At 57.0% G+C, this 24680-nt stretch carries 21 protein-coding genes; 7 read left to right on the top strand and 14 right to left on the bottom strand.

Translation table 11 applies throughout. The features are described 5' to 3' along the window. Positions 1-128 precede the first annotated feature (128 nt). Positions 129-1112, top strand: coding sequence for a guanitoxin biosynthesis L-arginine gamma (S) hydroxylase (gene gntB, locus AACY30_RS06225; protein ID WP_339540004.1), 984 nt, complete (start codon positions 129-131; stop codon positions 1110-1112). Positions 1113-1191: 79 nt separating this feature from the next. After that, the gene (locus tag AACY30_RS06220) at positions 1192-2733 is read left to right on the top strand and encodes an alkaline phosphatase D family protein (protein WP_339540003.1); all 1542 of its coding nucleotides are present in this window, start codon (positions 1192-1194) and stop codon (positions 2731-2733) included. A gap of 70 nt (positions 2734-2803) precedes the next feature. Here AACY30_RS06220 and AACY30_RS06215 read toward each other — a convergent pair whose 3' ends face one another. Both AACY30_RS06215 and AACY30_RS06210 read right to left on the bottom strand, forming a co-directional pair. Continuing rightward, entirely contained in the window at positions 2804-5329 is a 2526-nt protein-coding gene (locus AACY30_RS06215; protein WP_339540002.1) for a sulfite reductase flavoprotein subunit alpha, read from the bottom strand. Between the two features lie 136 nt (positions 5330-5465). Further along, entirely contained in the window at positions 5466-7751 is a 2286-nt protein-coding gene (locus AACY30_RS06210) for a TonB-dependent receptor (protein ID WP_339468425.1), read from the bottom strand. Between the two features lie 204 nt (positions 7752-7955). Here AACY30_RS06210 and AACY30_RS06205 point away from each other — a divergent pair, with 204 nt between their 5' ends. Both AACY30_RS06205 and AACY30_RS06200 read left to right on the top strand, forming a co-directional pair. Next, positions 7956-8636 (top strand): Fe2+-dependent dioxygenase, encoded by a 681-nt coding sequence (locus AACY30_RS06205; RefSeq protein ID WP_339468426.1) that lies wholly within the window; start codon positions 7956-7958, stop codon positions 8634-8636. 1 nt (position 8637) lies between these two features. Beyond that, the gene (locus AACY30_RS06200; RefSeq protein WP_339417431.1) at positions 8638-9387 is read left to right on the top strand and encodes a tetratricopeptide repeat protein; all 750 of its coding nucleotides are present in this window, start codon (positions 8638-8640) and stop codon (positions 9385-9387) included. Positions 9388-9436: 49 nt separating this feature from the next. Here AACY30_RS06200 and AACY30_RS06195 read toward each other — a convergent pair whose 3' ends face one another. The 5 genes from AACY30_RS06195 to AACY30_RS06175 all read right to left on the bottom strand — a co-directional run bounded on the left by AACY30_RS06195 (position 9437) and on the right by AACY30_RS06175 (position 14438). After that, positions 9437-10600, bottom strand: a complete 1164-nt coding sequence (locus AACY30_RS06195) for a type III PLP-dependent enzyme (protein WP_032861941.1) — start codon at positions 10598-10600, stop codon at positions 9437-9439. Between the two features lie 412 nt (positions 10601-11012). Beyond that, complete coding sequence (locus tag AACY30_RS06190) at positions 11013-12170, bottom strand: osmoprotectant ABC transporter ATP-binding protein OsmV (RefSeq protein WP_339468427.1); 1158 nt, start codon at positions 12168-12170, stop codon at positions 11013-11015. Next, positions 12167-12820, bottom strand: coding sequence for an ABC transporter permease (locus AACY30_RS06185; RefSeq protein ID WP_339417433.1), 654 nt, complete (start codon positions 12818-12820; stop codon positions 12167-12169). The genes AACY30_RS06190 and AACY30_RS06185 overlap by 4 nt, the downstream gene beginning before the upstream one ends. A gap of 15 nt (positions 12821-12835) precedes the next feature. Next, positions 12836-13729 carry a glycine betaine ABC transporter substrate-binding protein gene (locus AACY30_RS06180; RefSeq protein WP_339540001.1) on the bottom strand — a complete coding sequence of 298 codons (894 nt, stop codon included), beginning with the start codon at positions 13727-13729 and terminating at the stop codon, positions 12836-12838. Positions 13730-13748: 19 nt separating this feature from the next. Next, positions 13749-14438: an ABC transporter permease gene (locus AACY30_RS06175; protein WP_339468670.1), complete on the bottom strand. Its 690-nt coding sequence runs from the start codon at positions 14436-14438 to the stop codon at positions 13749-13751. A 359-nt stretch (positions 14439-14797) separates the two neighbouring features. On the opposite strand from AACY30_RS06175, the gene AACY30_RS06170 reads away from it, so the two are divergent. Continuing rightward, positions 14798-16381, top strand: coding sequence for a peptide chain release factor 3 (locus AACY30_RS06170; RefSeq protein ID WP_339417435.1), 1584 nt, complete (start codon positions 14798-14800; stop codon positions 16379-16381). A 158-nt stretch (positions 16382-16539) separates the two neighbouring features. Further along, the gene (locus AACY30_RS06165) at positions 16540-16785 is read left to right on the top strand and encodes a hypothetical protein (RefSeq protein WP_339468430.1); all 246 of its coding nucleotides are present in this window, start codon (positions 16540-16542) and stop codon (positions 16783-16785) included. Positions 16786-16916: 131 nt separating this feature from the next. On the opposite strand, the gene AACY30_RS06160 is transcribed toward AACY30_RS06165, so the two are convergent. The 4 genes from AACY30_RS06160 to AACY30_RS06145 all read right to left on the bottom strand — a co-directional run bounded on the left by AACY30_RS06160 (position 16917) and on the right by AACY30_RS06145 (position 20873). Further along, on the bottom strand, positions 16917-17471 hold the full coding sequence (locus tag AACY30_RS06160) for a phosphatase domain-containing putative toxin (RefSeq protein WP_339540000.1): 555 nt from the start codon (positions 17469-17471) through the stop codon (positions 16917-16919). An 88-nt stretch (positions 17472-17559) separates the two neighbouring features. Continuing rightward, positions 17560-18549 carry a hypothetical protein gene (locus tag AACY30_RS06155; RefSeq protein ID WP_339468432.1) on the bottom strand — a complete coding sequence of 330 codons (990 nt, stop codon included), beginning with the start codon at positions 18547-18549 and terminating at the stop codon, positions 17560-17562. Between the two features lie 204 nt (positions 18550-18753). Beyond that, positions 18754-19755: an alpha-xenorhabdolysin family binary toxin subunit B gene (locus tag AACY30_RS06150; protein WP_339468434.1), complete on the bottom strand. Its 1002-nt coding sequence runs from the start codon at positions 19753-19755 to the stop codon at positions 18754-18756. Positions 19756-19772: 17 nt separating this feature from the next. Next, positions 19773-20873, bottom strand: a complete 1101-nt coding sequence (locus AACY30_RS06145) for an alpha-xenorhabdolysin family binary toxin subunit A (protein WP_339468435.1) — start codon at positions 20871-20873, stop codon at positions 19773-19775. A 533-nt stretch (positions 20874-21406) separates the two neighbouring features. On the opposite strand from AACY30_RS06145, the gene AACY30_RS06140 reads away from it, so the two are divergent. Beyond that, complete coding sequence (locus tag AACY30_RS06140) at positions 21407-21664, top strand: hypothetical protein (RefSeq protein WP_339468436.1); 258 nt, start codon at positions 21407-21409, stop codon at positions 21662-21664. Positions 21665-21811: 147 nt separating this feature from the next. Here the strand turns inward: AACY30_RS06140 and AACY30_RS06135 are convergent, their stop codons facing one another. From AACY30_RS06135 to AACY30_RS06125, 3 genes are read right to left on the bottom strand one after another with little or no spacing between them, the layout of a single operon-like run. Beyond that, positions 21812-22783 carry a peptide ABC transporter ATP-binding protein gene (locus tag AACY30_RS06135; RefSeq protein ID WP_016976250.1) on the bottom strand — a complete coding sequence of 324 codons (972 nt, stop codon included), beginning with the start codon at positions 22781-22783 and terminating at the stop codon, positions 21812-21814. Beyond that, positions 22783-23751, bottom strand: a complete 969-nt coding sequence (locus AACY30_RS06130; RefSeq protein WP_339417438.1) for an ABC transporter ATP-binding protein — start codon at positions 23749-23751, stop codon at positions 22783-22785. Before AACY30_RS06130 ends, AACY30_RS06135 begins: the two co-directional genes overlap by 1 nt. 10 nt (positions 23752-23761) lie before the next feature. After that, a complete protein-coding gene (locus tag AACY30_RS06125) occupies positions 23762-24673 on the bottom strand; it encodes an ABC transporter permease subunit (RefSeq protein ID WP_339437877.1) in 912 nt (303 codons plus the stop codon). Positions 24674-24680 lie beyond the last annotated feature (7 nt).

Here is a 24680-nt window from a genome sequence, read left to right as displayed (position 1 = left end):
GCACTTTATTAAGTGGCTTCGCGAATTGAGGTGTGGTAATCAAACTCGCGTCGCAAGGCTCGTTTTTATAACTTCGCGCATCTGGGGCAATTGCACTGAGCGCCTCGTACTGAGGAAAAGGAATTCTGATGAGTAAAGTAAACAAATTCAATCCTGCCAATGAAGTGAAACAACGACTGCGTGCACTTTATAAAAAGGACAATTGGCATTGGATGGTGGCGGTGCTGGCCGACGTGGCCGTTATCTCGCTGGCGGTGTTTTTTGCAGATCGCTACAACTACCTGTACCCACTGGCTCTCCTGTTCATAGGCTCCCGACAACGGGCCTTGGCCTCGCTTCTGCACGAAGCGGCGCACATGACGCTGACCCAAAGTAAAAAGCTCAACAAAGTCATCGGCGAGTATTTGCTCGGCTACCCGATCTTCCAGAATTATGAGGCTTACCGTCGCTCCCACGTGCAGCTTCACCATCACAATCTCGGTGACCCCTATAAAGATCCGGACCACCGCTATTACATCGAATCGGGCCTGTATAACGCGACTGACCGCTTCGATTTCCTGATCGGACATTTGCTCAAGAGCCTGACACTGGCCAATACCTATCGTTACTTCCTCTACCTGGTGAAGAACCGGGCCGGGGATATCCTGGCCAACCCGTCCCAAGGTTTGAAATTGCTGGGCGTTCACACGGTACTGTTGCTGGTTTTCAGCTACTTCGTCGGTCCATGGGCTTATGTATTGTTTTGGCTGGTGCCGTATTTCACGGTGTTCCAGGTCATTGGCTGGTTATCTGAAGTCTCCGAGCACTTCGGTATGTTTGGCCTCTACCAAGAAGAGGTGCAGCTCACGCGCAATCGCTTCCCCACGCTGCTTGAGCGTTCGATCATCGGGATGCATGGCGATAACTACCACCTGACCCACCACCTGTTTGCCGGTATCCCATTCTGGAACTTGAAGAAAGCGCATCAGGTGTTGATGGACGACGAGCGTTACGCCGCCGCCAACCAAGGTCGCGGTGGGATTTTCACGGCAAAGGGCGATGCCAAATCCAGCATTGATCAAATATTCGAGGCTTATCGCAGCGGAAAAATCAGCGCCGTTACCGTCGCCTGACGCATTCTCGGCTGGACTGTCATAGTCGCTTCATCCGGCCATGTTTAAGTTGTCCTTTTGAAAGTCAGAGGGCACCTGCATGAGCCACTTCGATCTCGGTCGCCGCCGCGTGATGCAAGCCGTCGGCGCCGGCCTGTTACTGCCGGGCCTGGCCCCGGCAGTGATTGCCTCAGTGAAGGACCGCCCGCAACTCACTGACGGTGTGCAGTCCGGCGACCTGCTCGGCGACCGCGCGATGATCTGGAGCCGCAGCGACCGCCCCGCGCGCATGGTGGTGGAGTGGGACACCCGCAGCGTGTTCAGCAACCCGCGCACATTCATCTCGCCGCTTGCCGACAATCGCACCGACTTTACCGCCCGTGTCGAACTCACCGGGCTGCCCGCCGACCAGGCGATTTTCTACCGCGTGCATTTCGAAGACGCCCAGACCGGTGTCGCCAGCGAACCCTGGTTCGGCCACCTGCGCAGCGTGCCGCAACAGCGCCGTGATATTCGTTTTGTGTGGAGCGGCGACACCGTCGGCCAAGGCTTCGGCATCAACCCGGATATCGGCGGCATGCGCATCTACGAAGCCATGCGCCTGCGCCTGCCGGACTTCTTTATCCACAGCGGCGACACCATCTACGCCGACGGCCCGGTGCCGGCGCAGCTGACCACCGAAAGCGGGCGCATCTGGCGCAATATCACCACCGAAGCCAAGAGCAAAGTTGCCGAAACCCTGGATGAGTATCGCGGCAATTACCGCTACAACCTGATGGACGAAAACGTGCGGCGCTTCAACGCCGAGGTGCCGCAGATCTGGCAATGGGACGACCACGAAGTGGTGAACAACTGGTCGCCGAGCAAGCAGCTCGATGAGCGTTACCAGACCAAGGACATCAACACCTTGGTCGGCCGCGCGCGCCAGGCCTGGTTGGAATATTCCCCGATGCGCCGGCAAAGCGCCGATGGCGGCGGGCGGATTTATCGCAAGCTCAGTTATGGGCCGTTGCTGGATGTGTTCGTGCTGGATATGCGCAGTTATCGTGGCCCCAACGATGACAACCTGGGCGGCGAAAAACCCTTCCTCGGTCGTGAGCAATTGGACTGGCTCAAGGGCGAACTCAAGGCGTCCCAGGCGCAGTGGAAAGTGATCGCCGCCGACATGCCCATTGGTCTTGGCGTGCCTGACGGTGAGGTGAGCCCCGGTGTAGCGCGCTGGGAAGCCATCGCTAACAATGACCCGGGTGCGCCGCAAGGTCGCGAGTTGGAAATTGCCGAATTGCTGGGCTTTTTAAGGGCTCAGAAGGTGCGCAACCATGTGTGGTTGACGGCGGATGTGCACTACTGCGCGGCGCATCACTACCACCCGGATCGCGCCGCGTTCCAGGATTTTGAACCGTTCTGGGAGTTTGTCGCCGGGCCGCTGAACGCGGGGAGTTTCGGGCCTAATCCGCTGGATAAAACCTTTGGGCCCGAGGTGGTGTTCGAGAAGGCACCACCGGCACAGAACACCTCACCGTTTGCCGGATTCCAGTTTTTTGGCGAGGTGCAGATTGATGGGCAGACGGCGGAGTTGACGGTCATCCTTCGTGATCTGGATGGCGTCTGCGTATTCGAGCAAAAGCTGCAACCCGCCTGACTTGGAATGCAATCAAAACTGTGGGAGCGAGCAAGTCCGCTCCCACATTTAGATCTTCATTGTGATTAAGTCAGTAGACATCCCGGCGGTAGCGACCTTGCTCGATCAACCGCGCTACGGCTTCACTGCCGAGAATATCCACCAGCGCCTGATCCACCCCAGCCGCCATCCCCTGCAAACTCCCGCACACATAAATCGCCGCGCCTTCGCTCAGCCACTTACGCAGCACGTCGGCTGATTCCCGCAGACGATCCTGCACGTAGACCTTATCGGTCTGATCGCGGGAAAACGCCAGGTCCAGCAACGCCAGATCACCACTGGCCAACCAGCCCTGCAGCTCGTCCTGGCACAGGAAGTCATGGGCGATATTGCGTTCGCCGAACAGCAGCCAGTTGCGTTGCTGCCCGTCGGCAATCCGCGCCTTGAGCAAGCTGCGCAGGCCTGCCAGGCCGGTGCCGTTGCCCAGCAGGATCAGCGGCACCGGTGCCTCCGGCAGGTGGAAGCCACTGTTGCGACGCAGGCGCAGGCTGATGCTTGACCCGATGGTGGCGTGTTCGGTGAGCCAGCCGCTGGCCAACCCCAGGCTGCCGTCGGGGTGGCGTTCCTGGCGCACGATCAGCTCCAGCACGCCCTCGCTGGCAATCGAGGCGATGGAGTATTCGCGCATGCCCAGGGGCACCAACGCGTTCACCAGGGCCTGGGCGTGCAGGCCGACCAAGTGGGTGCGGTTGTCCGGCAGTTGGCGCGTGGCGAGCGCCTGGTTGAGGGACTGCGCCATGCCGTCGATCAATACGCCATCGCTGCCGACCAGGCCGAGGCCGCCGAGGAAGTGTTCGATGGCCCAGGGGCAATTGCGTGGCAGCACTTCCACCAGATCACCGGCTTGCCAGCTTTGAGGCGACGGCGAGGTGAGGCCCAGCAAATACACGTTCGAGCCGCTGCTGTCGTGGTTGAGCAGGGTGCGTTGGCTGAGCGTCCAGTTTTCGTACTGGGCGGTCGGCCAGGCTGCCACGGCGGTGTGGCCTGTGAGTTGTCCAAGCTGTTGTTGCCAGTGCAGCAGCGCGCTGGTGTCACCGCTGTCTACTTCCACTGGCGCGAACAGGGGGTTGCCGCCCTGGTGGGTCAGCCAGAAATTCAGGCGCCGTGCAAAACCGCAGAAGTGTTCGTATTGGCGGTCGCCCAATGCCAGTACCGAGTAGTTCAGACCTTTGAGAGACAGGTCCTGACCGAGCACGCTGCGCTCGAAACCACGGGCGCTGTCGGGGGCTTCGCCGTCACCGAAGGTGCTGACCACGAACAACGCATTTTCCGACTGGCGCAAGTCATCCTGGCTGACGCTGCCCAGGGGCTGCACCTTCACCGGCAAGCCTGCTGCTTGTAGTTGCCCAGCCGTTTGCCATGCAAGCTGTTCGGCAAAACCGCTCTGGCTGGCAAAGCCGATCAGCCAGGCCGGGGCATCGCTGGTATTGGCAGTGAGGCCTTGACGTGCATCGCGCACCTGGCGTTTTTTACGACGACGGTCCAGGTACAGCAGCCAGCCGGTGATGAAGAACAACGGCATCAGCAATGAGCTGACCGTGAGGATAATCCGCCCTGTCAGGCCAAAATAGCTGCCGGTGTGCAGCGCATAAACGCTGGTCAGCAATTGGGCGCCGAGCGTCTTGCTGGCGTATTGGTCGTGGGATTTAACCTCGCCGGTGGCCGGGTCCAGGTTGATCTGGTTCAGCGCGCGGTCATGGGGCGAGTTGCTCAGCAGGTAATAGACCGTGGCCTGTTGCCCCGCGACCGCTGGCATGCGGATGTTATAGGCGCTCAAACCTGGGCCGGCGTTGCTGTAGATGCTGCTCCAGATGGCGTCGTAGTTGGCCACTGGTGCCGCGCCGTCGGGCGCCGGGCCGCGCTTGCGAACCCTTTCATTGTGAGGTGCGTCGGACAACAGTTTGGTCAGGCCCTGGCTGTACCAGTCGTAGGACCAGGTCAGCCCGGTCAGTGCCGACAGAAGATAGGCCAGCAGGCACCAGGTGCCGAATACCGAGTGCAGGTCCCAGTTGAAGCTGCGCCCCTTTTTGCGCCAGTCCAACGTCAGCCAGGCCCGCCAGTTCGCCACTTGGCGCGGCCAGCGCAGGTACAAGCCGGAGAGGCAGAAGAACACCAGAATCAGCGTGCAGGCGCCGGTGATCTGCCGGCCGGTTTCGCCCATGACCAGGAAACGGTGCAGTTGCAGGATAAAACCGAACGCGTCCTGGCCGACGGCGTCGCCCATGTAGTCGCCGGTGTAGGGGTCGAAGTAGCGCATCTGGCCACGGCGCTCGCCGGGCGGCGGGGTGAAGAACACGCGCGCAGCGTTACCGCTTTCGCTTTCCACCCAGAGCATGGACACGGTCTTGCCTTCAGTGGCCTCCAGTTTGCGCACCAGCTCGGCGGGCGGTAGCACACCGGCTTCGCGTTTCTCGACGCTCAGTACCGTGGGGTTGAGCGCCCGCAGAATCTCATCCTGAAACGAAACCGCAGCACCGGTGATCCCCATCAAGGCCAGCACCAGCCCGGCAGTAATGCCAAAGAACCAGTGCAACTGGAACAGGGTTTTCTTCAACACGTCTGACCGCCTCGTCTATCTGAATATGTAGGGCACGGCGCGCATTATGCCGTGGCTTGTCGAGAAACATTCTGTGTAACACGCAAAAGCCCCACGCATCCGATGCGTGGGGCTTTTTGATGCGTGGCGCTGCTGTTTAAAAGTGGAAGCTGGTGGTCAACAGTGCCGTGCGACCGGCTGCCTGGTTGGCGAAGTGGGTCGAGAATGCCTTGTCGTAGTAAACCTTGTCGGTCAGGTTTTGCACGTTCAATTGAAGGTCGACGTTCTTGGTCAGCTTGTAGCTGGCCATGGCGTCGTAGCGGGTGTAGGACGGTACGTAAACGGTGTTGCCGGCGTCGCCGTAAACGTCGTCAACGTAGAACGCGCCACCACCGATGGTGAGTTTGGAGGTGACGTCGTAGGTGGTCCATAGGCTGAAGGTGTTCTTCGGCGTGTTTGGCATTTGGTTGCCTTCATTGGAGCCAGCACTGATCACACCGTTACGACCATTACGTCCGGATTTGACCAGCTCGCTGTCAAGGTAGCTGTACCCGGCGAACACCTGCCATTGGTCGGTCAGCTTGCCGCTGGCCGACAGCTCCAGGCCGTCGACCTGGGATTCGCCAGCGTTCTCGTAGGTCAAGGCATCGACGAGGATGCGCGTGTTTTTCTTCTCGGTACGGAATACGGCGGCAGTCAGCGAGAGGCGATCGTGGAACAGGTCCCACTTGGTGCCCAGCTCGTAGTTGACGGTTTCTTCCGGTTGCAGATCGCTGGTGGCGGCACCGGCTGACAGTGGGTTGCCGTCGGAACCTTCACCTACCAGGCCGCCAGCCGGCGTTGCCGAAGTTGCGTAGGACGCATAGATGCTGGCGTTTTCCACAGGCTTCCAGACCAGGCCGGCCTGCCAGTTGAAGAACTGGCTGTCTTCCTTGATCGTGGTACGGCCGGTGGTCGCGTTGGTGTTGGCTACCGTGTCAAAGGTGTCGTAGCGCAGGCCGACGTTCAGCAGCCATTTCGGATCGAGTTCGATGGTGTCGAACACATAGGCGCCACGGCTGGTGGCCTTGGTGTGGGTGCCGTTGTAGTTGCGCGCGACGCTACCGGTCCAGGCGTCATCCGGGTTCGGATTGCTCAGCGAGGTGCACTGGCCACCCCGTCCTCCGCCGGCCACGGTGCAGGTCGGGTTGGTGTTCGGGCTTACGGTATAGCCGCTGACACGCGTTTCTTCACCGGTGAATTCCAGGCCTGTGGAGTAACTGTGCTTGAAGCCCAAGGCCTGGAAGCTGCCGAACAGGTCGGTCTGGTTGGTGGTCGTGGTGGTGGTCGATACGCGGGTGTTGGCACGACGCCACACGGTGCCGTATTTGTTGACGTTGAGCTTGCTGTCGTCCGGCTGTGTCAGCACGTAATCCTGGCCGGTGCTGCCATGACGCAGGGTGTTTTTCAGGGTCATGTTGTCGTTCAAATCGTGCTCGATGGAGAACGTACTGATATCGGCGCGGGTCTTGCGGAAGTCGCGGCTCTTGAGGCCGTAGAAGTTGTTGCTGTCGCCGCCGTCGGTGGGTTTGTCATGCACGTGAGCGGTCGCGGTCGACGAGCTGTAGCCGTAGGGAATCCCCGAGTCCGGCAGATCGTTGCTTTCCATGTGGTAGTAGCTGAGGTTGACGCGGGTCGGTGTGCCCAGACCAAACGTCAGCGACGGCGCTACGCCCCAACGGTCGTAATTCACCGCGTCGCGGCCCGCCACGTTCTGCTCGTGGCTCATCAGGTTCAGGCGGAACGCGGCGCTGTCGTCGAGGAACTGACGGTTTACGTCGAGCACATAGCGTCGGGTCTGGTCGGAACCGTAGGTAAAGCCACCGTTGGTGAAGTCCCGCGCTTGCGGGGTCTTGCTCACCAGGTTGAGGCTGCCACCGGCCGAGCCACGGCCGCCGAAGGAAGAGTTCGGGCCTTTGCTGACTTCAATCGACTCGATGTCGAAGATCTCCCGGCTCTGGCCACCGGTGTCGCGCACGCCGTCCAGGTAGGTGTCGCCCTGGGCGTCAAAACCACGGATGAACGGACGGTCGCCCTGGGGGTTCCCGCCTTCTCCGGCGCCGAAGGTAATACCCGGTACGGTGCGCAAGGCGTCCTGCAACGAGGTGGCCGCGGTGTCCTTGAGCACTTGTTGTGGCACCACGGTGACCGAGCGCGGGGTGTCGACCAGCGGCGCGGTGTATTTCTGCGACGAGGCTTTTTCGACCTGGTAGGAGGTGTTGTCCTGTTCTTCCCCGGTGATGCTGGTGGCGCCCAGGGAGATGCTGTTGCGCTGGCCTTTTTGTTCAGTGTCTTCAGCCGCCTGCGCCAAATGGGCAACAGAGCTGGCGCTGAGCGCAACGCCGATGGCCGAAGCCAGCATGCGTGGTGAACTGGCAGGTATTTTTGTAGTAGTGGGCGACATGACGTGTCCTTTCCCCAAGGATGTGAGGCCGCGGAATATAGTGGTAACAAGTATTTCTATCAATTGAGATATATTGCTAATTGCACTGAATTTACATTCTTTACACTTTTTGCTTACGGTATTTACGAACTCATTCGTCGACCTGTTTTACAGGGCGGATAAGAATCAATACCATTGGCGCTTCTCTGATCCCAGGTATTGCCCATGCTGCTGCACATCCCCGGCCTGTTCTCTCGCGAGGAAGTACAGCGCATCCGCCAAGCCCTGGAAAATGCCGATTGGGCCGACGGTAAAATCACCGCCGGGCATCAATCTGCCAAGGCCAAGCACAACCTGCAGTTACCTGAGGGCCACCCGCTTGCCAAGGAAATCGGCGCGGCGATGCTTGAGCGTTTGTGGCAAACCCCGTTGTTTATGTCAGCGGCGTTACCGCACAAGGTCTTTCCGCCGTTGCTCAACTGCTATACCGCGGGGGGCAGTTTCGACTTTCATATCGACAACGCCGTGCGCCAGCCCAAAGGCAGCCACGAGCGCGTGCGCACCGATCTGTCGTCCACGCTGTTTTTCAGCGACCCGGACGAATACGACGGTGGCGAACTGGTGATCCAGGACACTTTCGGCCTGCAGCGCGTGAAGTTACCGGCCGGTGACCTGGTGCTGTACCCCGGTTCCAGCCTGCACAAAGTCAACGCCGTGACCCGTGGCGCGCGTTACGCCTCGTTCTTCTGGACCCAAAGCCTGGTGCGCGAAGACAGCCAGCGCACCTTGCTGTTCGAAATGGACGGCGCGATCCAGCAACTGACCGCCGATGTCCCCGACCATCCGGCGCTGATCCAGCTTACGGGCACTTACCACAACCTGCTGCGCCGCTGGGTCGAGGTCTGACATGGGCTTTTTATTGCGACGTGAAGAAGTGCTCAACATTGAGCAGCTGCAAAGCATGCTCGACGACTCGCCGGTACGCGCTGCCCAGGCGATCTTGATCGCGGCGAAGGAGGGTGTGGTCGATGCCCAGGCGCTGCTCGGGCAAATCTTGCTGCAAGGGCGCGGCATTGCGCGCGATGAGGCGCTGGCGTTGCGCTGGTTTCAGATCGCGGCACAGGGCGGGCATTTGATGGCGCGCAATATGGCCGGGCGTTGCCTGGAACATGGCTGGGGATGCGCTGCGGACGAGGCGGCCGCTGCACGCGAATACCGTATGGCCGCCGAGGCCGGGTTGGATTGGGGCCAGTACAACTACGCCAATCTGCTGGCCACCGGGCGCGGGGTTGCCGAGGACCCACTACACGCACTGGCCTTGTATCTGCAGGCAGCCGAACAAGGACACGCCAAGTCGATGAATCTGCTGGGCCGTTACCTGGAAGAGGGCCAATTCTGCCCACGGGACCTGGATGCTGCAGTGCACTGGTACCGACGCTCGGCCGAAGGCGGTGATTTTCGCGGGCAGTTCAGTTACGCGGCGGTGCTGGCGGACAGAGGCCAGATTGAGACGGCGCTGGCGTGGTTGCGCAAGGCGTTGAGTGGCGGGAATTTGAAGTTTCTGCGAACGGCACACAAGGCTCTGGCGGCGGCAAGTGATCCGCAGGTCAGGGCAATGGCAGACGCCTACCTGCAACGTGCCGACAGCCTTTGCTGACGCATAAAAAAACCCATGACATGTCATGGGTTTTTTATTGGCAGCCGTCTTACACGTAGAACGACTTCAACGGCGGAAACCCATTGAACTCAACCGCGCTGTAGCTGGTGGTGTACGCGCCGGTCGACAGCCAGTACAAACGATCACCAATCGCCAGGTTCAGCGGCAGGCCGTACTTGTAGTTTTCGTACATGATGTCGGCGCTGTCGCAGGTCGGGCCGGCGATGACCACTTCTTCCATCTCGCCTTTCTTCTCGGTCCAGATCGGGAACTTGATGGCTTCGTCCATGGTTTCGATCAGGCCGGAGAATTTGCCCACGTCCGTGTAAACCCAGCGCTCGACGGCGGTGCGCGATTTACGCGCGACCAGCACGACTTCGCTGACCAGGATACCGGCGTTGGCAATCAACGAACGGCCCGGCTCAAGGATGATTTCCGGCAGTTCATCGCCAAAGTCTTCCTTGAGGAAACGGATGATTTCCTCGGCGTAGGTTTCCAGGCTGTTGGTGCGGGTGATGTAGTTGGCCGGGAAGCCACCGCCCATGTTGATCAGCTTGAGGTGAATGCCGTCTTCTTCTTTCAGGCGTTCGAAGATCACTTTGACCTTTGCGATCGCCGCGTCCCACACGCTGATGTCGCGCTGTTGCGAGCCAACGTGGAACGAAATGCCGTAAGGCACCAGGCCCAGGTCGCGGGCGAGGATCAGCAGGTCCATGGCCATGTCGGTCTGGCAGCCGAATTTGCGCGACAAAGGCCAGTCAGCCGTGGTCGAGCCTTCGGTGAGGATACGCACATACACTTTCGAACCCGGCGCGGCCTTGGCGATGTTGCGCAGGTCGGCTTCGGAGTCGGTAGAGAACAGGCGCACGCCCTTCTCGTAGAAGTAGCGGATGTCCTTGGATTTCTTGATGGTGTTGCCGTAGCTGATACGGTCGGCGCTGACGCCGCGGTCCATCACTTTGTCCAGCTCGTAGATCGAGGCGATGTCGAAGCTCGAACCTTTGTCCTTGAGCAGGTCGATGATCTCGACGGCCGGGTTGGCCTTGACTGCGTAGTAGACCTTGGCGAATTCGAAACCGGCGCGCAGGTCATCGTAGGCCTGGCTGATCATCGCGGTGTCGATCACCACGAACGGGGTTTCTTGCTTGTCGGCGAATGCCTTCATTTTGTCAAAAGTGGCGCGCGCGAAATAATCTTCGACGTTGATCGACATGCTGGGAACTCCTAAGGGCAAACTGTTTTAGTCAATGGGTGCAAATGAACGTCCTCCGTATCCCCACTTTGGTTCGCCTACTTCCCAAGGCATGTCGCCGAAAGCAAAAAGGCCATGGGATCAACCGCTTCCCTTGGCCTTGCTGTCTCGTCGTCAGTACTTGAGCCGGATGGATCGTTTCCAGCATGGACGTTCGGCGCGAACTTTAGGGCGTGAGGGGCCATAGATCAACTAAAAATGTCGCGTTTTTGCACGCGTTCGTCGCGAGGACCGGTACAGCTACTTATGTAACCGACCGGTGTGACGGAATGATGTTCCCCGAAGCGGGCGAATTCGCGGGAATTGCTGACACCCGGCAGATCCAAATGTGGGAGCGGGCTTGCTCCCACAGTTTTAACCGAGTTGTGTCAGGTCAGGCTAAAGCAGTCTCAGCAGGCGAAACGATACTGGTCTTGCCCCCACGCGATTTACCCGAGCTCAGGTACTCAGCAATCGACTCCTGTGTCACCTCGCCCAGGAACACCCGCTCCGCATCCATCACCGGCAACCACGAGCGGTTGAACTCGTACATGCGCGACAACAGGATGCGCAAATGCTCGTCATACGCCGCCGTGGCGTTGAATTCGCGCAGGTACTGCCCGCAAGTACCGGTCTGACGGTGCAGGTCGCGACGTCGTACGTACCCCAGCGCCTTGTTCTCGGCACAAGTGACCACCACATAGCGGCGGTCAGTTTCATCCATCAATTCCAATGCTTCGGCCACCGGTGTTTCCGGGCTCACAGACGGCGCGTTGTCCGCTGCGTCTTCGGCTTTCACCAGCAATAGGCGCTTGAGGGTGCTGTCCTGGCCCACGAAGTTGCTGACGAACTCGTCGGCCGGGTGCGCCAGCAAGGTGTCCGGGTGATCGATCTGCAGCAGCTTGCCGGCGCGGAAGATCGCGATCTTGTCGCCCAGCTTGATGGCTTCGTCGATGTCGTGGCTGACCATGATCACGGTCTTGTTCAGCGCGCGTTGCATCTCGAAGAATTCGTTCTGGATCATCTCGCGGTTGATCGGGTCGACCGCGCCGAACGGCTCATCCATCAGCAGCAGCGGCGCATCGGCCGCCAGTGCGCGGATCACGCCGATACGCTGTTGCTGGCCGCCCGACAATTCGCGCGGGTAGCGATGCAGGTATTGCTTGGGTTCCAGCTTGATCATGCTCATCAACTCGCGGGCGCGGTCGTGGCATTTCTGCTTGTCCCAGCCCAGTAGTTTGGGCACGACCACAATGTTTTCCTCGATGGTCATGTTTGGGAACAGGCCGATCTGCTGGATCACATAACCGATGTTGCGGCGCAGTGTCACTTCGTCGAGGTCGGTGGTGTCTTCACCGTTGATCAGAATCTTGCCCGAGGTGGGCTTGATCAGGCGGTTGATCATTTTTAGCGTGGTGCTCTTGCCGCAGCCCGAAGGGCCAAGGAATACGCAAATCTCGCCTTCGTTGACGGTCAGGCTTACGTCGTTGACGGCAGAAACAGTCTTGCCGTTGCTTTGAAAAGTCTTGGTCAGGTGTTGAAGTTCGATCATTTGAGCAGTCCTTTTGGAGTCAGCGAGCGTTGCAGCCATTGCAAAAGCAGGTCGGCGAAGATGGCCAGGAGACTGACCAGCACGGCGCCAACGATCAGCATCGACATGTCGCTGCGGCTGATGGAAGCCAGAATAAGTACACCCAGGCCACCGGCGCCGATGGTGGCGGCGATGGTCATTACGCCAATATTCATCACCACGGCGGTGCGTACACCGGCGAGGATCACCGGCACGGCGATAGGCAGCTCGACCATGCGCAGGCGCTGGCCGAAGGTCATGCCGATGCCTTTGGCGGCTTCACGGATGCCCGGTTCCACACCAGTGAGGGCGAGGTAGGTGTTACGCATGATCGGCAGCAGGGAGTAGAGGAACACGGCGGTGATCGCCGGCATGGGCCCCAGGCCCTGACCGAATTTGGAGTAAAACGGCAGCAACAGGCCGAACAGGGCAATGGAGGGCACGGTCAGCAGCACTGTGGCGCTTGCCTGCAGTGGGCCGGCCAGGGTTGGGAAACGCGTCATGAGTACGCCCAGGGGCACGCCGACGACAATCGCCAGGATCACGGCGAGGCCGACCAAGGTGATGTGCTGCCAGGTCAGATGCAGGACGAGTACCCAATCAAGATGGGAAAAGGCGTTCAGAAATTCCATGTCTTCTCCTCTTAATTAGTTGATCGGATGTTGGCGCAGGAAATCTGCGGCCACGCTGGACGGGCTTTCATGGTCGACGTCGACGCGTGCGTTCAACTGGCGCATGGTTTCATCGTCGAACAGCGCGGCCAACGGCTTGAGGTCAGCCGCCAGTTGCGGGTGAGCATCGAGGTACGCCTGGCGCACCACCGGCGCGGCGGTGTAGTCGGGGAAGTAATGTTTGTCGTCTTCCAGCAGCTTCAATTTGAAGGCACTTAGGCGACCGTCGGTGGTGTAGACCAAACCGGCAAACACCTGGCCATTACGTAGCGCGGTATAGACCAGGCCGGCGTCCATCTGGCGTGTGTTTTCGCGGGTCAGGTTCATGTCGTACAGCTTGACCATGCCGCCCATACCGTCGGAGCGGTTAGCGAACTCTGTGTCAAGGGCTACCAGGCGTGTACCTTTGGTGGTTTGCGCCAGGGCTCGGGTCAAGTCGCTGATGGTGTTGATCTGCGGAAATTCCTTGGCCACGTTTTCTGGCAGCGCCAACGCGTAGGTGTTACTGAATTTCGACGGCGACAGCCAGGCGAGGCCTTTTTTCGCGTCGAGTTCCTTCACTCGTGCGTAGGACTGTTCGTTGTTGAGTTTCTCGTCCACATGGTTGTAATTCACCAGTGACACCCCGGTGTATTCCCAGAGCATATCCAGTTGCCCGCTTTCCTGGGCACTGCGTGCCAGATTGCTACCCAGGCCGCCGGTTACGCGCGTGTCGTAGCCCTTGGTGCGCAGGTACTGGGCAGTGATTTCGGCGAGCAAGGTCTGCTCGGTGAAGACGCGGGCGCCGATGCGGATCACCGGCTTTTCAGCGGCTTGCGCAAAACCTGCGAACAGCAGGACGCAGCTCAATATCAAGGTCAGTTTTTTCATGTTGGTTCCTGTTTCAGGCCTAAGACGGACGCAACCCGCGTTCCAGCCAGAGGCGGCTGGTCATAGTCACCAAAGCGTCGAGCAGCAATGCCAACAACGCGGTGCATGCGGCACCGAGCAGCAACTGCGAGTGGTTGTTCAGGGCTATGCCAGGGAAGATCAGGCTGCCGAGGCTGTTGGCGCCAATCAGGAACGCCAGCGGTGCAGTCCCCACATTGATCGCCAGGGCCACGCGTACACCGCCGATGATGATTGGGACAGCGTTGGGCAGTTCCACGCGAAACAGCACCTGGCGCGGCGTCATGCCAATGCCGGTGGCGGCTTCTTTCAGGGAGCCCTGGACGTTTTTCAGGCCTTCGTAGGTGTTGCGCACGATGGGCAGTAGGGAAGCGAGGAACAGCGCGAAGATCGCCGGCCCGCTGCCGATGCCGAGGACGCCCAGGGCGATGGCCAGTACGGCCAGGGGCGGGACGGTGTTGCCGATGTTGAAGATCTGCATGAAGCGTTCTGCGCGCCCAGCCATGTTCGGTCGGCTTAGCAGGATACCGGCGGGGATGCCCACAATCAGGGCGGCCAGCATGGAGACAAGCACCAGGATCAAATGAGCTTGCAGGTAAAACAACAAATCGTCGTGGTACCGTTCGATCGTGTCTATGCCGATCCAGTGGACCAGCAGGGCCAGGAGAGCGACGACAACCGCTCCTCCCATAAGCCCTTTGCCATAGCGAATAGCCACAGGCGGACTCCTTTTTTTCTTCTGTCGGCGTCCACATTTCCGAGCGGCAATGCCATTGCTGGCTGCCTCTGAATGTGGTCGCGAAATGCAGCTCGCCGATACCGGCAACGCGGTATGCGATCGAGCCATGAGCGCAGCCTCGTCAGGCTAACTTGCTGATTTATCAGCCCCTGTTCCGAGTACGGCATGAGGGGAGTGGACGTCTCTACCTTTTAAAAGGTTCCACACTTGGCAGCATTTAGCCACCCCCAATGGGCTGAATGGTGGTCTGGCCGCCTGGGTTTGCGCTATACTCGCCGCCCTTTTTTGACTCACCTGCCAGGCGATTTCCCATGACCCACCAGGCCGCCGAAGTCGCGAAACGCCGCACTTTCGCCATTATTTCCCACCCCGATGCCGGTAAAACCACCATCACCGAGAAGCTGTTGCTGATGGGCAAGGCAATCGCGGTGGCAGGCACGGTGAAATCCCGCAAATCCGACCGCCATGCCACCTCTGACTGGATGGAAATGGAAAAACAACGGGGTATCTCCATTACCACGTCGGTCATGCAGTTCCCGTATCGCGACCACATGGTCAACCTGCTCGACACCCCGGGCCACGAAGACTTCTCCGAAGACACCTATCGCACCCTGACCGCGGTCGACTCCGCGTTGATGGTTCTCGACGGCGGTAAAGGTGTCGAGCCACGGACCATCGCGCTGATGGACGTGTGCCGTCTGCGTGATACGCCGATCGTCAGCTTCATCAACAAACTCGACCGCGACATCCGCGACCCGATCGAGCTGTTGGATGAAATCGAAGCCGTCTTGAAGATCAAGGCCGCGCCGATCACCTGGCCGATTGGTTGCTACCGCGACTTCAAGGGCGTGTACCACCTGGCCGATGATTACATCATTGTCTACACCGCCGGCCACGGTCACGAGCGCACCGACGTCAAGATCATCGAGAAACTCGATTCGGACGAAGCCCGCGCCCACCTGGGTGACGAGTACGACCGCTTCGTCGACCAGTTGGAACTGGTGCAGGGCGCCTGCCATGAATTCAACCAGCAAGAATTCCTCGACGGTCAGCTGACCCCGGTGTTTTTTGGGACGGCCTTGGGTAACTTCGGTGTCGACCACGTGCTCGACGCCGTGGTGGACTGGGCACCCAAACCCCTGGCTCGTGTTGCCAACGAGCGCACAGTTGAGCCTGTTGAAGAGAAATTCACCGGCTTCGTGTTCAAGATCCAGGCGAACATGGACCCGAAACACCGCGACCGTATTGCCTTCATGCGCATCTGCTCCGGTAGATACGAAAAAGGCATGAAGATGCGCCACGTGCGCACCGGCAAGGACTTGCGTATCGGCGACGCCCTGACGTTCTTCTCCTCCGAGCGTGAACAGCTCGAAGAAGCCTACGCCGGCGACATTATCGGTCTGCACAACCACGGCACCATCCAGATCGGCGACACCTTCACCGAAGGCGAAGCGCTGGGCTTCACCGGTATCCCGCACTTCGCCCCGGAACTGTTCCGCCGCGTGCGCCTGCGCGACCCGCTGAAATCCAAGCAACTGCGCCAAGGCTTGCAGCAACTCGCGGAAGAGGGCGCCACCCAGGTGTTCTTCCCCGAGCGCAGCAACGACATCATCCTCGGCGCCGTCGGTGTGCTGCAGTTCGATGTGGTCGCCAGCCGCTTGAAAGAGGAATACAAGGTCGAATGCTCCTACGAGCCGATCACCGTGTACTCCGCGCGCTGGATCGATTGCAGCGATAAGAAGAAGTTGGAAGAGTTCTCCAACAAGGCCGTGGAAAACCTGGCGATCGACGGCGGTGGTCACCTGACCTACCTGGCGCCGACGCGGGTCAACCTGGCGCTGATGGAAGAGCGCTGGCCGGATGTGAAATTCCGTGCGACGCGTGAGCATCACTAAGGTCTGAGCGATATATAAGAGGGCGAAGCTGTGATGGCTTCGCCCTTTTTTATGAACAATGCAAAACTCACATTTCGATTTTCATTCGGCATGGGATTGGCGAGAAACTCGCATCCGGTCTAGCGTTGCTCTATCCAGGAACTGAAAAGGAGATCGCTTTGCGTAGTGTTCAACGCATCATCCACTTGGTATTGCTCGCAGGCTTGGGATTGTCCGCCGTCGCTGTACTCGCAGACGCGGGTACACCGCAGTGGAAAGACACCGGCCCCGTCTCCAAGAAAAAGCAACAAGAAGTCAACTCCGGCAGCTGGCAGCCGCAAGTCCAGCCCGCCCCGAAGGAAGACGCAGAAAACCCCTATAACGAAGGCGAAGACAGCGAAACCTACGACGACGGCGACACTTGATCCCTGGCGTAAATCCGGTATCTCGTACTTCGCCTCGAGACTGCTATGCCGCGCCAGCGCTGCAAGGTTTGATTGAGAAGATAGAGAGTGGCCACGATGGCCACTCTTATGCTCAACGCAACGCAGGCTTTCTAGGGGTTTAGCAGCTTGTAGAGTGATCGCAGACTTGCTTCCTGGTCATTGGTCTCTGCGGTAGAGGTGGCGATGATGGCGTCCAGTTTGGAGGTCGCACTGCCTTTGGGTAGTTTATATATCTCATAAGCCGTGATCATCGTTCCTGTTCTTCCTTGGCCAAAACCACAGAAAACCAAAACATTGCCTTTGCTCAACGCACTATCGATTGACTTGCAACCCTGCAAAAGCTCTGGAGCTGTGGGTGCATCAAAGTCTTTGACCGCAAGGTGGTGGTAGGTGATGTTAGCCGCACTTATTACCGCTGCACTGGTGCTGTCTAGCAGTTTTTTATTTAGGCTGATAAGGCCTTTGATTCCGTAGTTATTTAAGAGCGCAACTGCGGCAGCATCAAATTTTTGAGGCGTGTCATCTGTGCCGTTATAGTAGGGTTGCGAGCTTCGGAATACTCGGGTCGTACCTTGAACGAAGGTGATCCAATTTTGGAACACGATCACTTTGTTGTGAGAGAGGTTTGCAACATAACCTGGGAGGGTGCTGACGCTCTTTTTCATTTTGGTGTTCTCAAGTTAATGGGTTGGCTTAAGTGCTATTGGGTGGCTGAAACGCTTGCGCAGGCGGTTGTATCAAGAAGGTGTTGTCTCACTGTAGGGGGATGGGCTGTGCGCCTAGAAGGGTTTTCACATTACTCCAATCATTCATTATTTTTTGCATTCTGGTTCTGAAAACTTTAAGCATTTTTACATCTTGAATTGTGTCGGAATTTTGTTTGGAGTTTAGAATGAAACTGTGCGTTTCTATCCAAAGCAGTTCAAATTGGGATAGTGCTGGCTGTACGAGGGATAAAGATTCGGAAAGTTCGATAAATGCTTCTAATACATTATCATAAGACAATGGAGATGGGTCTGGATAATAATTATCTGAGTTCACAGCGTCTTGTAGGTCCGAGTACATCTTTTCCAAAGTCAACGCTACGCTTGAAGAGGTTCCGTTGTTGTTCGCGTCGTGTATTACAGTACGAGCATTATTTAGAACGTTGTTTACGGTTTTGCCACATAGGGCTAACGCGCCGTCAACAGTAGGGCGCACGTTGTTGGCTAAAAGTAATTTCAGATCGGAAATCTTTTTTTGATATGCGGAAACCTGGTCGACCGCGTTAGAGGTTGCGTTGCTTAATGCATCCATGTAACTCGAAAAACTCAGAACACAGGCGCAGTCATTGACGCTCAATAACGAAGCGTCAAGCGCATCTATTTGTGCTTGTGTGAAATTTTGAGTGTTGGTGCCAGCTGACGTGTTATCGATGACTTTAATAACTGAGTCGCCAAATAAATTTATTTTCTCGGCGATAATTAAAAGGTCGTTCCGAACAGCTAAGGTTTCTACGTCAAGATCGTCGTAGGTATCTGCATAGGTATTCAGGTCTTTAGCGAATTGTTCAAGTTTTTTTTGGTCGCCTGACCAATAGTGAGATTTGCCAGGCCAGATTTCTTCGAACCATTTGACAGAGTCTAAAAGTGTAACTTCCCATCCGTCATTTATTATGTCAATTAAAGTCCAGTAATTCCATTTTGGTTTTAAGCAGTTGGAGGAGTTTTCCACTAGAAAAAGATCAATGGTCAATTTGTCCACGGTGAGTTCCTCATTGAGTGTGTTGGGTTTTACCGGCCAGCGAAGTTCAAGATTGAAAAAAGGCAACTTATTCCGACTTACTGTAATGCATGGGTTGTGCCCCTGGGAGGGCTTTTACATTGTTCCGGTCGTTAATTATCTTTTGCAGTGTTGATGTAATATAAATGGATTTTTAGTTGGTTAGTGCAACCGCTATCTGCTTGTCTACACGTTACGTAACCAATAATACGCGATTTCATCAATATGATTTGGGAATGCAGGACAATTTTCCAGAAGCTTATCCGTCGCGGCGATAAGCCCTTCTCTGCTAGTTAAATCGCTATTGATGAACACGTTATTTATAAGGTCTACAAGCATGTCAACAATTCTTCGTGCCTCCACTACATATAGCGTGCGAGGCTCAGCAATGTCTGAAAGCGCCATTAGTTGTGATTTTTTATCATCTATAATATCGACCTGTTTTTGCTCATAGCTCATTTGTGCCTGCCAAATAGAGATTTCACCTGCTAATTTGTCGCGTGCTTCAACTAAGTTATTAAACTTAAGTTGTTCATTCGCAATATTCAGTAGGTCTTTGGCAATGTTCATCCCCGCCTTGACCGCCGTTTTCGATTTTTCGGAGGGTTGGTCAATAACCTCTGTGACCGCTTTTTGCATTTCGTCAAAAATGGGCATTCCTTTATCAATGAACGTCTTTGATTTGAACTCAATGATTGCCTTTTCAAGCACATCACGTTGCTCCCGAAGGTTGCTTAATTTTTTTTGGTCTTCGGGAAGGTTACTAAGCAATCTAGTGCGTTCAGACTCTAACGTGGAAATCTCCCCGGAATAGTCGCTGATGGTGGCTGTTTCAAAGTTACCCAAGGAAGACTTCATGTCGCGTGAAAGCGTTTCAAGTTCCGACTTGAGTACTTCAAGAGCCTTTTTCAGCTCTTTTTTATAGGGAGCGATACTGGATTCATCCGTCGAGCCATTGAGAATGTCCAAATAGCTTCTGATCTCGGTGACATCTAAAATGCTCGAAACTTTGCTTAGAGAATCGTTAAAGACGCGATCAGTATTGTCAAGAGAGGTCTTAAGGCTTTGTAGTTCCTGGATGAGTGCCTGGATATAGGCGTTGCTCAGTTTGATGTTCGCGTATTCGTGGATGAGGATTCTGGCCTTAAAAATACCAGGCTTATACGGCGTGATTAATGCAACGGTCATTTTCGTGTACTCCAGGCTTAGTTTCTTTGGCCAAAGGCAAGTGTCATGTCATTCATGTAGTCTTTGATTTTCTTCCACCGGGCGAGCACGGCGGTCATTTTTATAATAAAAATTGCCAGTTCGCTGAAGTCTTTGGTCTTGCTCAGTAGGTTCTTGGAGGCGATGATTTCCGCGAGCGTTGCAGTCCACAATGCTTCGATTTGCATCATGCCGTCGATGGCACCTTTTGTAAAAATGCCAAGGCTGCGCATCGCGGAATGAATGTTATTCAGTACTGCTGCGACTTTTTGGAGATCGGCCTGCCGGGTCAGTAACATACTTTCTTCGTTATGCAGGGCGTCAATTTTGGCGCTAAAGGCACTGTCCCGACTAGCAAAGTACCCGGCAGTCACGGGCACACCGATCACTGGGACTACAAGAGTGGCAAATAAAAACCACTCGCCAACACTGTATTTTGATTCTTTTCTTAGATCGCTGACTTCATTATTAATGGCAACCAGCCTTGCAGTAATATCTCTAAGCTCCGTCAATGTGTGGGAGGCCAATGCTCTCGCTGCCTTTTGACCTACATCGACTTCAATTGCGTTCAGGTCCATGTCGAAGGCCACTAATTGGTTTTTTATCGTGGTGGCTTCAGCTTGTTTGTTTTGAATGGATTGAATTATGGCAACGACGTATTCGTCGATGGTCTTATAGGTGTTTTGTGTCGTGGTATCCCCTTCATCTAAAGGGGATTTAAACATACTGATCTGATCTTCGGTCAGGCTACTCGTTTGGAGCGCGTAATTGCTGTATCCCGGCAACGCTTTAATCTCTTCAATGGCAGGTTCCGTATAGTCCTTGAGGTCTTCTGCAAACCTTTTTAGGGAAACAGCTACTTTTATAATTTCAGTCTCCAGAGGTGACCATTTGGCGGCATGCCCATGGATAGTTGAAAACGTGGCAAGAAGTTCGGTGTCACTGATTCCATTGTCTACAACAGTTCCGTTATAGGCGTAGGCAATAGCCGGTAACGTTGTCGGAAGTGCTAATCCTTGAGTTACGTACTTTTTCACTTTTTCCACATCGTTGGCGGTGACTTTTGCATTCGGTGGGGTGTACTCGATAGCGGTACTCATGGATTGTTCCTTATGTTAAGCGGGTTTGTTAAGTTCTGAATCTAGCAGGCGTTTTTAAATCGATATACTGTTAGGTTTAACAGTTGACATTTTGTTTTTTTGGGCCAGCTATAAAATACTGATGAGTGGGGTTTAAAAACAATAGGTTGTGAATGCTGGGGATTTTAAATGTGGGTGCTTTGCACTCGATAAACAAAGGTTTCTTTGTTTGCTCAGTGGTTGGGGGCAATGCATTAGGAATAATGACGTTTGGATTAATAATCTATTGAAATAGCTCAACGCCGCTTATGCGGACTTCAGTGTTTAGCTATTACGGTGCGGTACGTCGATATTAGGGACGTGGCATCAAGCTCTGCGGCACTGTCCAAACCACAGTGGTGAAACCCATCGATTCAAAAGGCGAAGACAGCGAAACTTACGACAACGGCGACACCTGAGGCCTGGCGTAAACCCGGCATTGGGACTAGCGTCAACGCTGGCGACGGTGAACGGCTGTCGCGTGGGATTTACCTACTGACTGGGCGGAATCAACCATGAGTATTTTTCAACGAGTCGTGCTGTTGATAAAGGTGCTGGTGCTGTTGTCGTTGGGGACGTCGTCGGCCTGGGCGCATAATCCGGTGCAGGGCGGTGCTGCATTGACTGCGGTGCACAGCCAGGATCTGCAATTGGCCAAGTCCGAGGCTGAACCCGGCGACAAGGACCAGGGCGGCAGCCAGGACGACGATGACTCCACCACCGATGAGCCGGACAGCGACGATTCGGACGACGAAGGCGATAGCCAGACGTAGGCCTCGCCCAAAAGAAAAACCCCTCCCGCCAGGCTGATGCGCAACCTGATGGGAAGGGTTGTAGAACGCTGTATCACTCCAATCCTGGAGTCGGACTACTGTGGCGAGGGAGCATCCCTCGCCACAAAAGCAGACCCGCGCAGGGGCTTACGCGACAAACTGCTCCGCATAGTGGCAAGCCACCTGGCGGTTATCCAAGGCGCGCAGTTGCGGCTCCTCGGTGCTGCACCGCGCAGTTGCGTACGGGCAGCGCTTGTGGAAGGCGCAGCCGGGCGGCGGGTTCAGCGGGTTGGGCAGTTCGCCAACGATCTTGATTTTCGGCTTGTTCGGGTCCGGGTGAATGGTCGGGGTCGCCGACAGCAACGCCTGGGTGTACGGGTGCAGCGGGCGGGCGTAGATGTCTTCCTTGGGGCCGACTTCCACCGGGCGACCGAGGTACATCACCATCACATCATCGGCAACGTGTTGCACCACGGCCAGGTTGTGGGAAATGAACACGTAGGCCGTGTTGAATTCCTGCTGCAGGTCCATGAACAGGTTAAGCACCTGGGCCTGGATCGACACGTCGAGTGCCGAGGTCGGCTCATCCGCCACCAGCACTTTCGGTTGCAACATCATCGCGCGAGCGAGGGCGATACGCTGGCGCTGACCACCGGAGAACATGTGCGGGTAACGCTGATAATGCTCAGGGCGCAGGCCCACTTGCTTCATCATCGCCTGCACTTTTTCGCGGCGTTCGGCGGCGGACAGGTTGGTGTTGATCAGCAGCGGCTCGCCGAGTTGATCGCCGACTTTCTGCCGTGGGTTCAATGAGGCATAGGGGCTTTGGAACACCATCTGCACGTCTTTGCGCAATTGCTTGCGCTGGGCCTTGTCGGCGCCGGCGACTTCCTGGCCGGCGATTTTCAAGGACCCGGAAGATGGCTCCTCAATCAGCGTGAGCGCACGGGCCAGGGTGGATTTGCCGCAACCCGACTCGCCAACAACGGCGAGGGTCTTGCCGGCTTCCAGCTCAAAGGACACGCCATTGAGCGCACGTACCAGAGCATGGCCCTTGAACAGGCCACGGGACACTTCGTAGTGACGGGTAAGGTCGCGGGCGGTAAGAACGACGGCCATTACGCCACCTCCTGGTTCAAGGGGTAGAAGCAGCGCGCGAGGCTGTTGGTTTTCGGGTCAAGGTCAGGACGCTGGGCACGGCAGGATTCCTGCACGTACGGGCAACGTGGTGACAGTAGGCAACCCTGCGGGCGGTCGTAACGACCAGGAACGATACCCGGCAGCGTGGCCAGGCGCGTGGCGCCGAGGCTGTGCTCGGGGATCGCCTTGAGCAGCGCTTCGCTGTAGGGGTGCGCCGGAATGTCGAACAACTGCGGCACCTGGCCGACTTCCACTGCTTGGCCGGCGTACATCACGCACACGCGCTGGGCGGTTTCCGCCACGACCGCGAGGTCGTGGGTGATCAGCACCAGGCCCATGTTCTGTTCTTTCTGCAGGGCCAGCAGCAGTTCCATGATCTGCGCCTGGATGGTCACGTCCAGCGCGGTGGTCGGTTCGTCGGCGATCAGCAGCTTCGGCTCGCCGGCGATCGCCATCGCGATGGCCACACGCTGGCTCATGCCGCCGGACAGTTGGTGCGGGTAGGCGTCCATACGGCTGGCGGCGCCTGGGATTTCAACCTTTTCCAACAGTTCGATGGCACGCTTGCGCGCTTGCTTGCCGGACATCTTCAAATGCAGGCGCAAGACTTCTTCAATCTGGAAACCCACGGTGTAGCTGGGGTTCAGCGCGGTCATCGGGTCCTGGAACACCATCGACAGGTCTTTGCCGACGATCTGGCGACGCTGGCGGTTGCTCAGCTTGAGCATGTCCTTGCCGTCAAAGTTCAGCGCGTCGGCGGTGACGATGCCGGGATGCTCGATCAGGCCCATCAGCGCCATCATGGTCACGGATTTACCCGAACCCGACTCGCCAACGATCGCCAGTACTTCGCCTTTGTCGACCGAAACGTCGAGGCCATCGACCACCGGCACGGCGGTCTTGTCGCCGAAGCGGACGTTGAGATTCTTGATTTCTAACAGTGACATGGGAATCTCCTCAGGCGGCGTTCTTGAGTTTCGGGTCCAGCGCATCGCGCAGGCCGTCACCCATCAAGTTGATTGCCAGCACGCTGAGCAAAATGGTCAGACCCGGCAGGCTCACCACCCACCAGGCGCGTTCGATGTAGTCACGGGCCGAAGCCAGCATGGTGCCCCACTCCGGGGTTGGCGGTTGAACGCCAAGGCCGAGGAAGCCCAGGGCCGCGGCATCGAGGATCGCCGAGGAGAAACTCAAGGTGGCCTGTACGATCAGCGGCGCCATGCAGTTGGGCAGCACGGTGATGAACATCAAGCGTGGCAGGCCGGCGCCGGCGAGGCGGGCGGCGGTCACGTAGTCGCGGTTCAGTTCGCCCATCACCGCAGCGCGGGTCAGACGCACGTAGGACGGCAACGAGACGATAGCGATGGCGATCACGGTGTTGATCAGGCCAGGGCCGAGGATCGCGACAATGGCAACGGCCAGCAGCAGCGAGGGCAAGGCCAGCATGATGTCCATCAAACGCATGATGGTCGGGCCGAGCAAGCGCGGGAAGAACCCGGCGAACAGACCCAGCAGGATCCCCGGGATCAGCGACATCACCACCGACGACAAACCGATCAGCAACGACAGGCGCGAGCCCTGAATCAGGCGTGAGAGCAAATCACGGCCCAACTCGTCGGTGCCCAACAGAAATTGCATCTGCCCGCCTTCCAGCCAGACCGGCGGGGTCAGCAGGAAGTCGCGGTATTGCTCGCTTGGGTTATGCGGCGCAACCCAGGGCGCGAAGATCGCGCAGAACACGATCAGCAACATGAACAACAGGCCGGCAACCGCGCCCTTGTTCTTGGAGAAGGCTTGCCAGAATTCTTTGTACGGAGACGGGTACAGCAGGCTTTGATCGACTGCTGACACTGGAGTAGGTGTGGTCATGGTCATG

This window comes from Pseudomonas sp. RA_5y_Pfl1_P24, assembly GCF_963970945.1.
GTDB lineage: Bacteria > Pseudomonadota > Gammaproteobacteria > Pseudomonadales > Pseudomonadaceae > Aquipseudomonas > Aquipseudomonas tritici.
The sequence above is the reverse complement of the archived record's forward strand: the minus strand, read 5'-3'. Positions and strand labels throughout refer to the sequence as shown.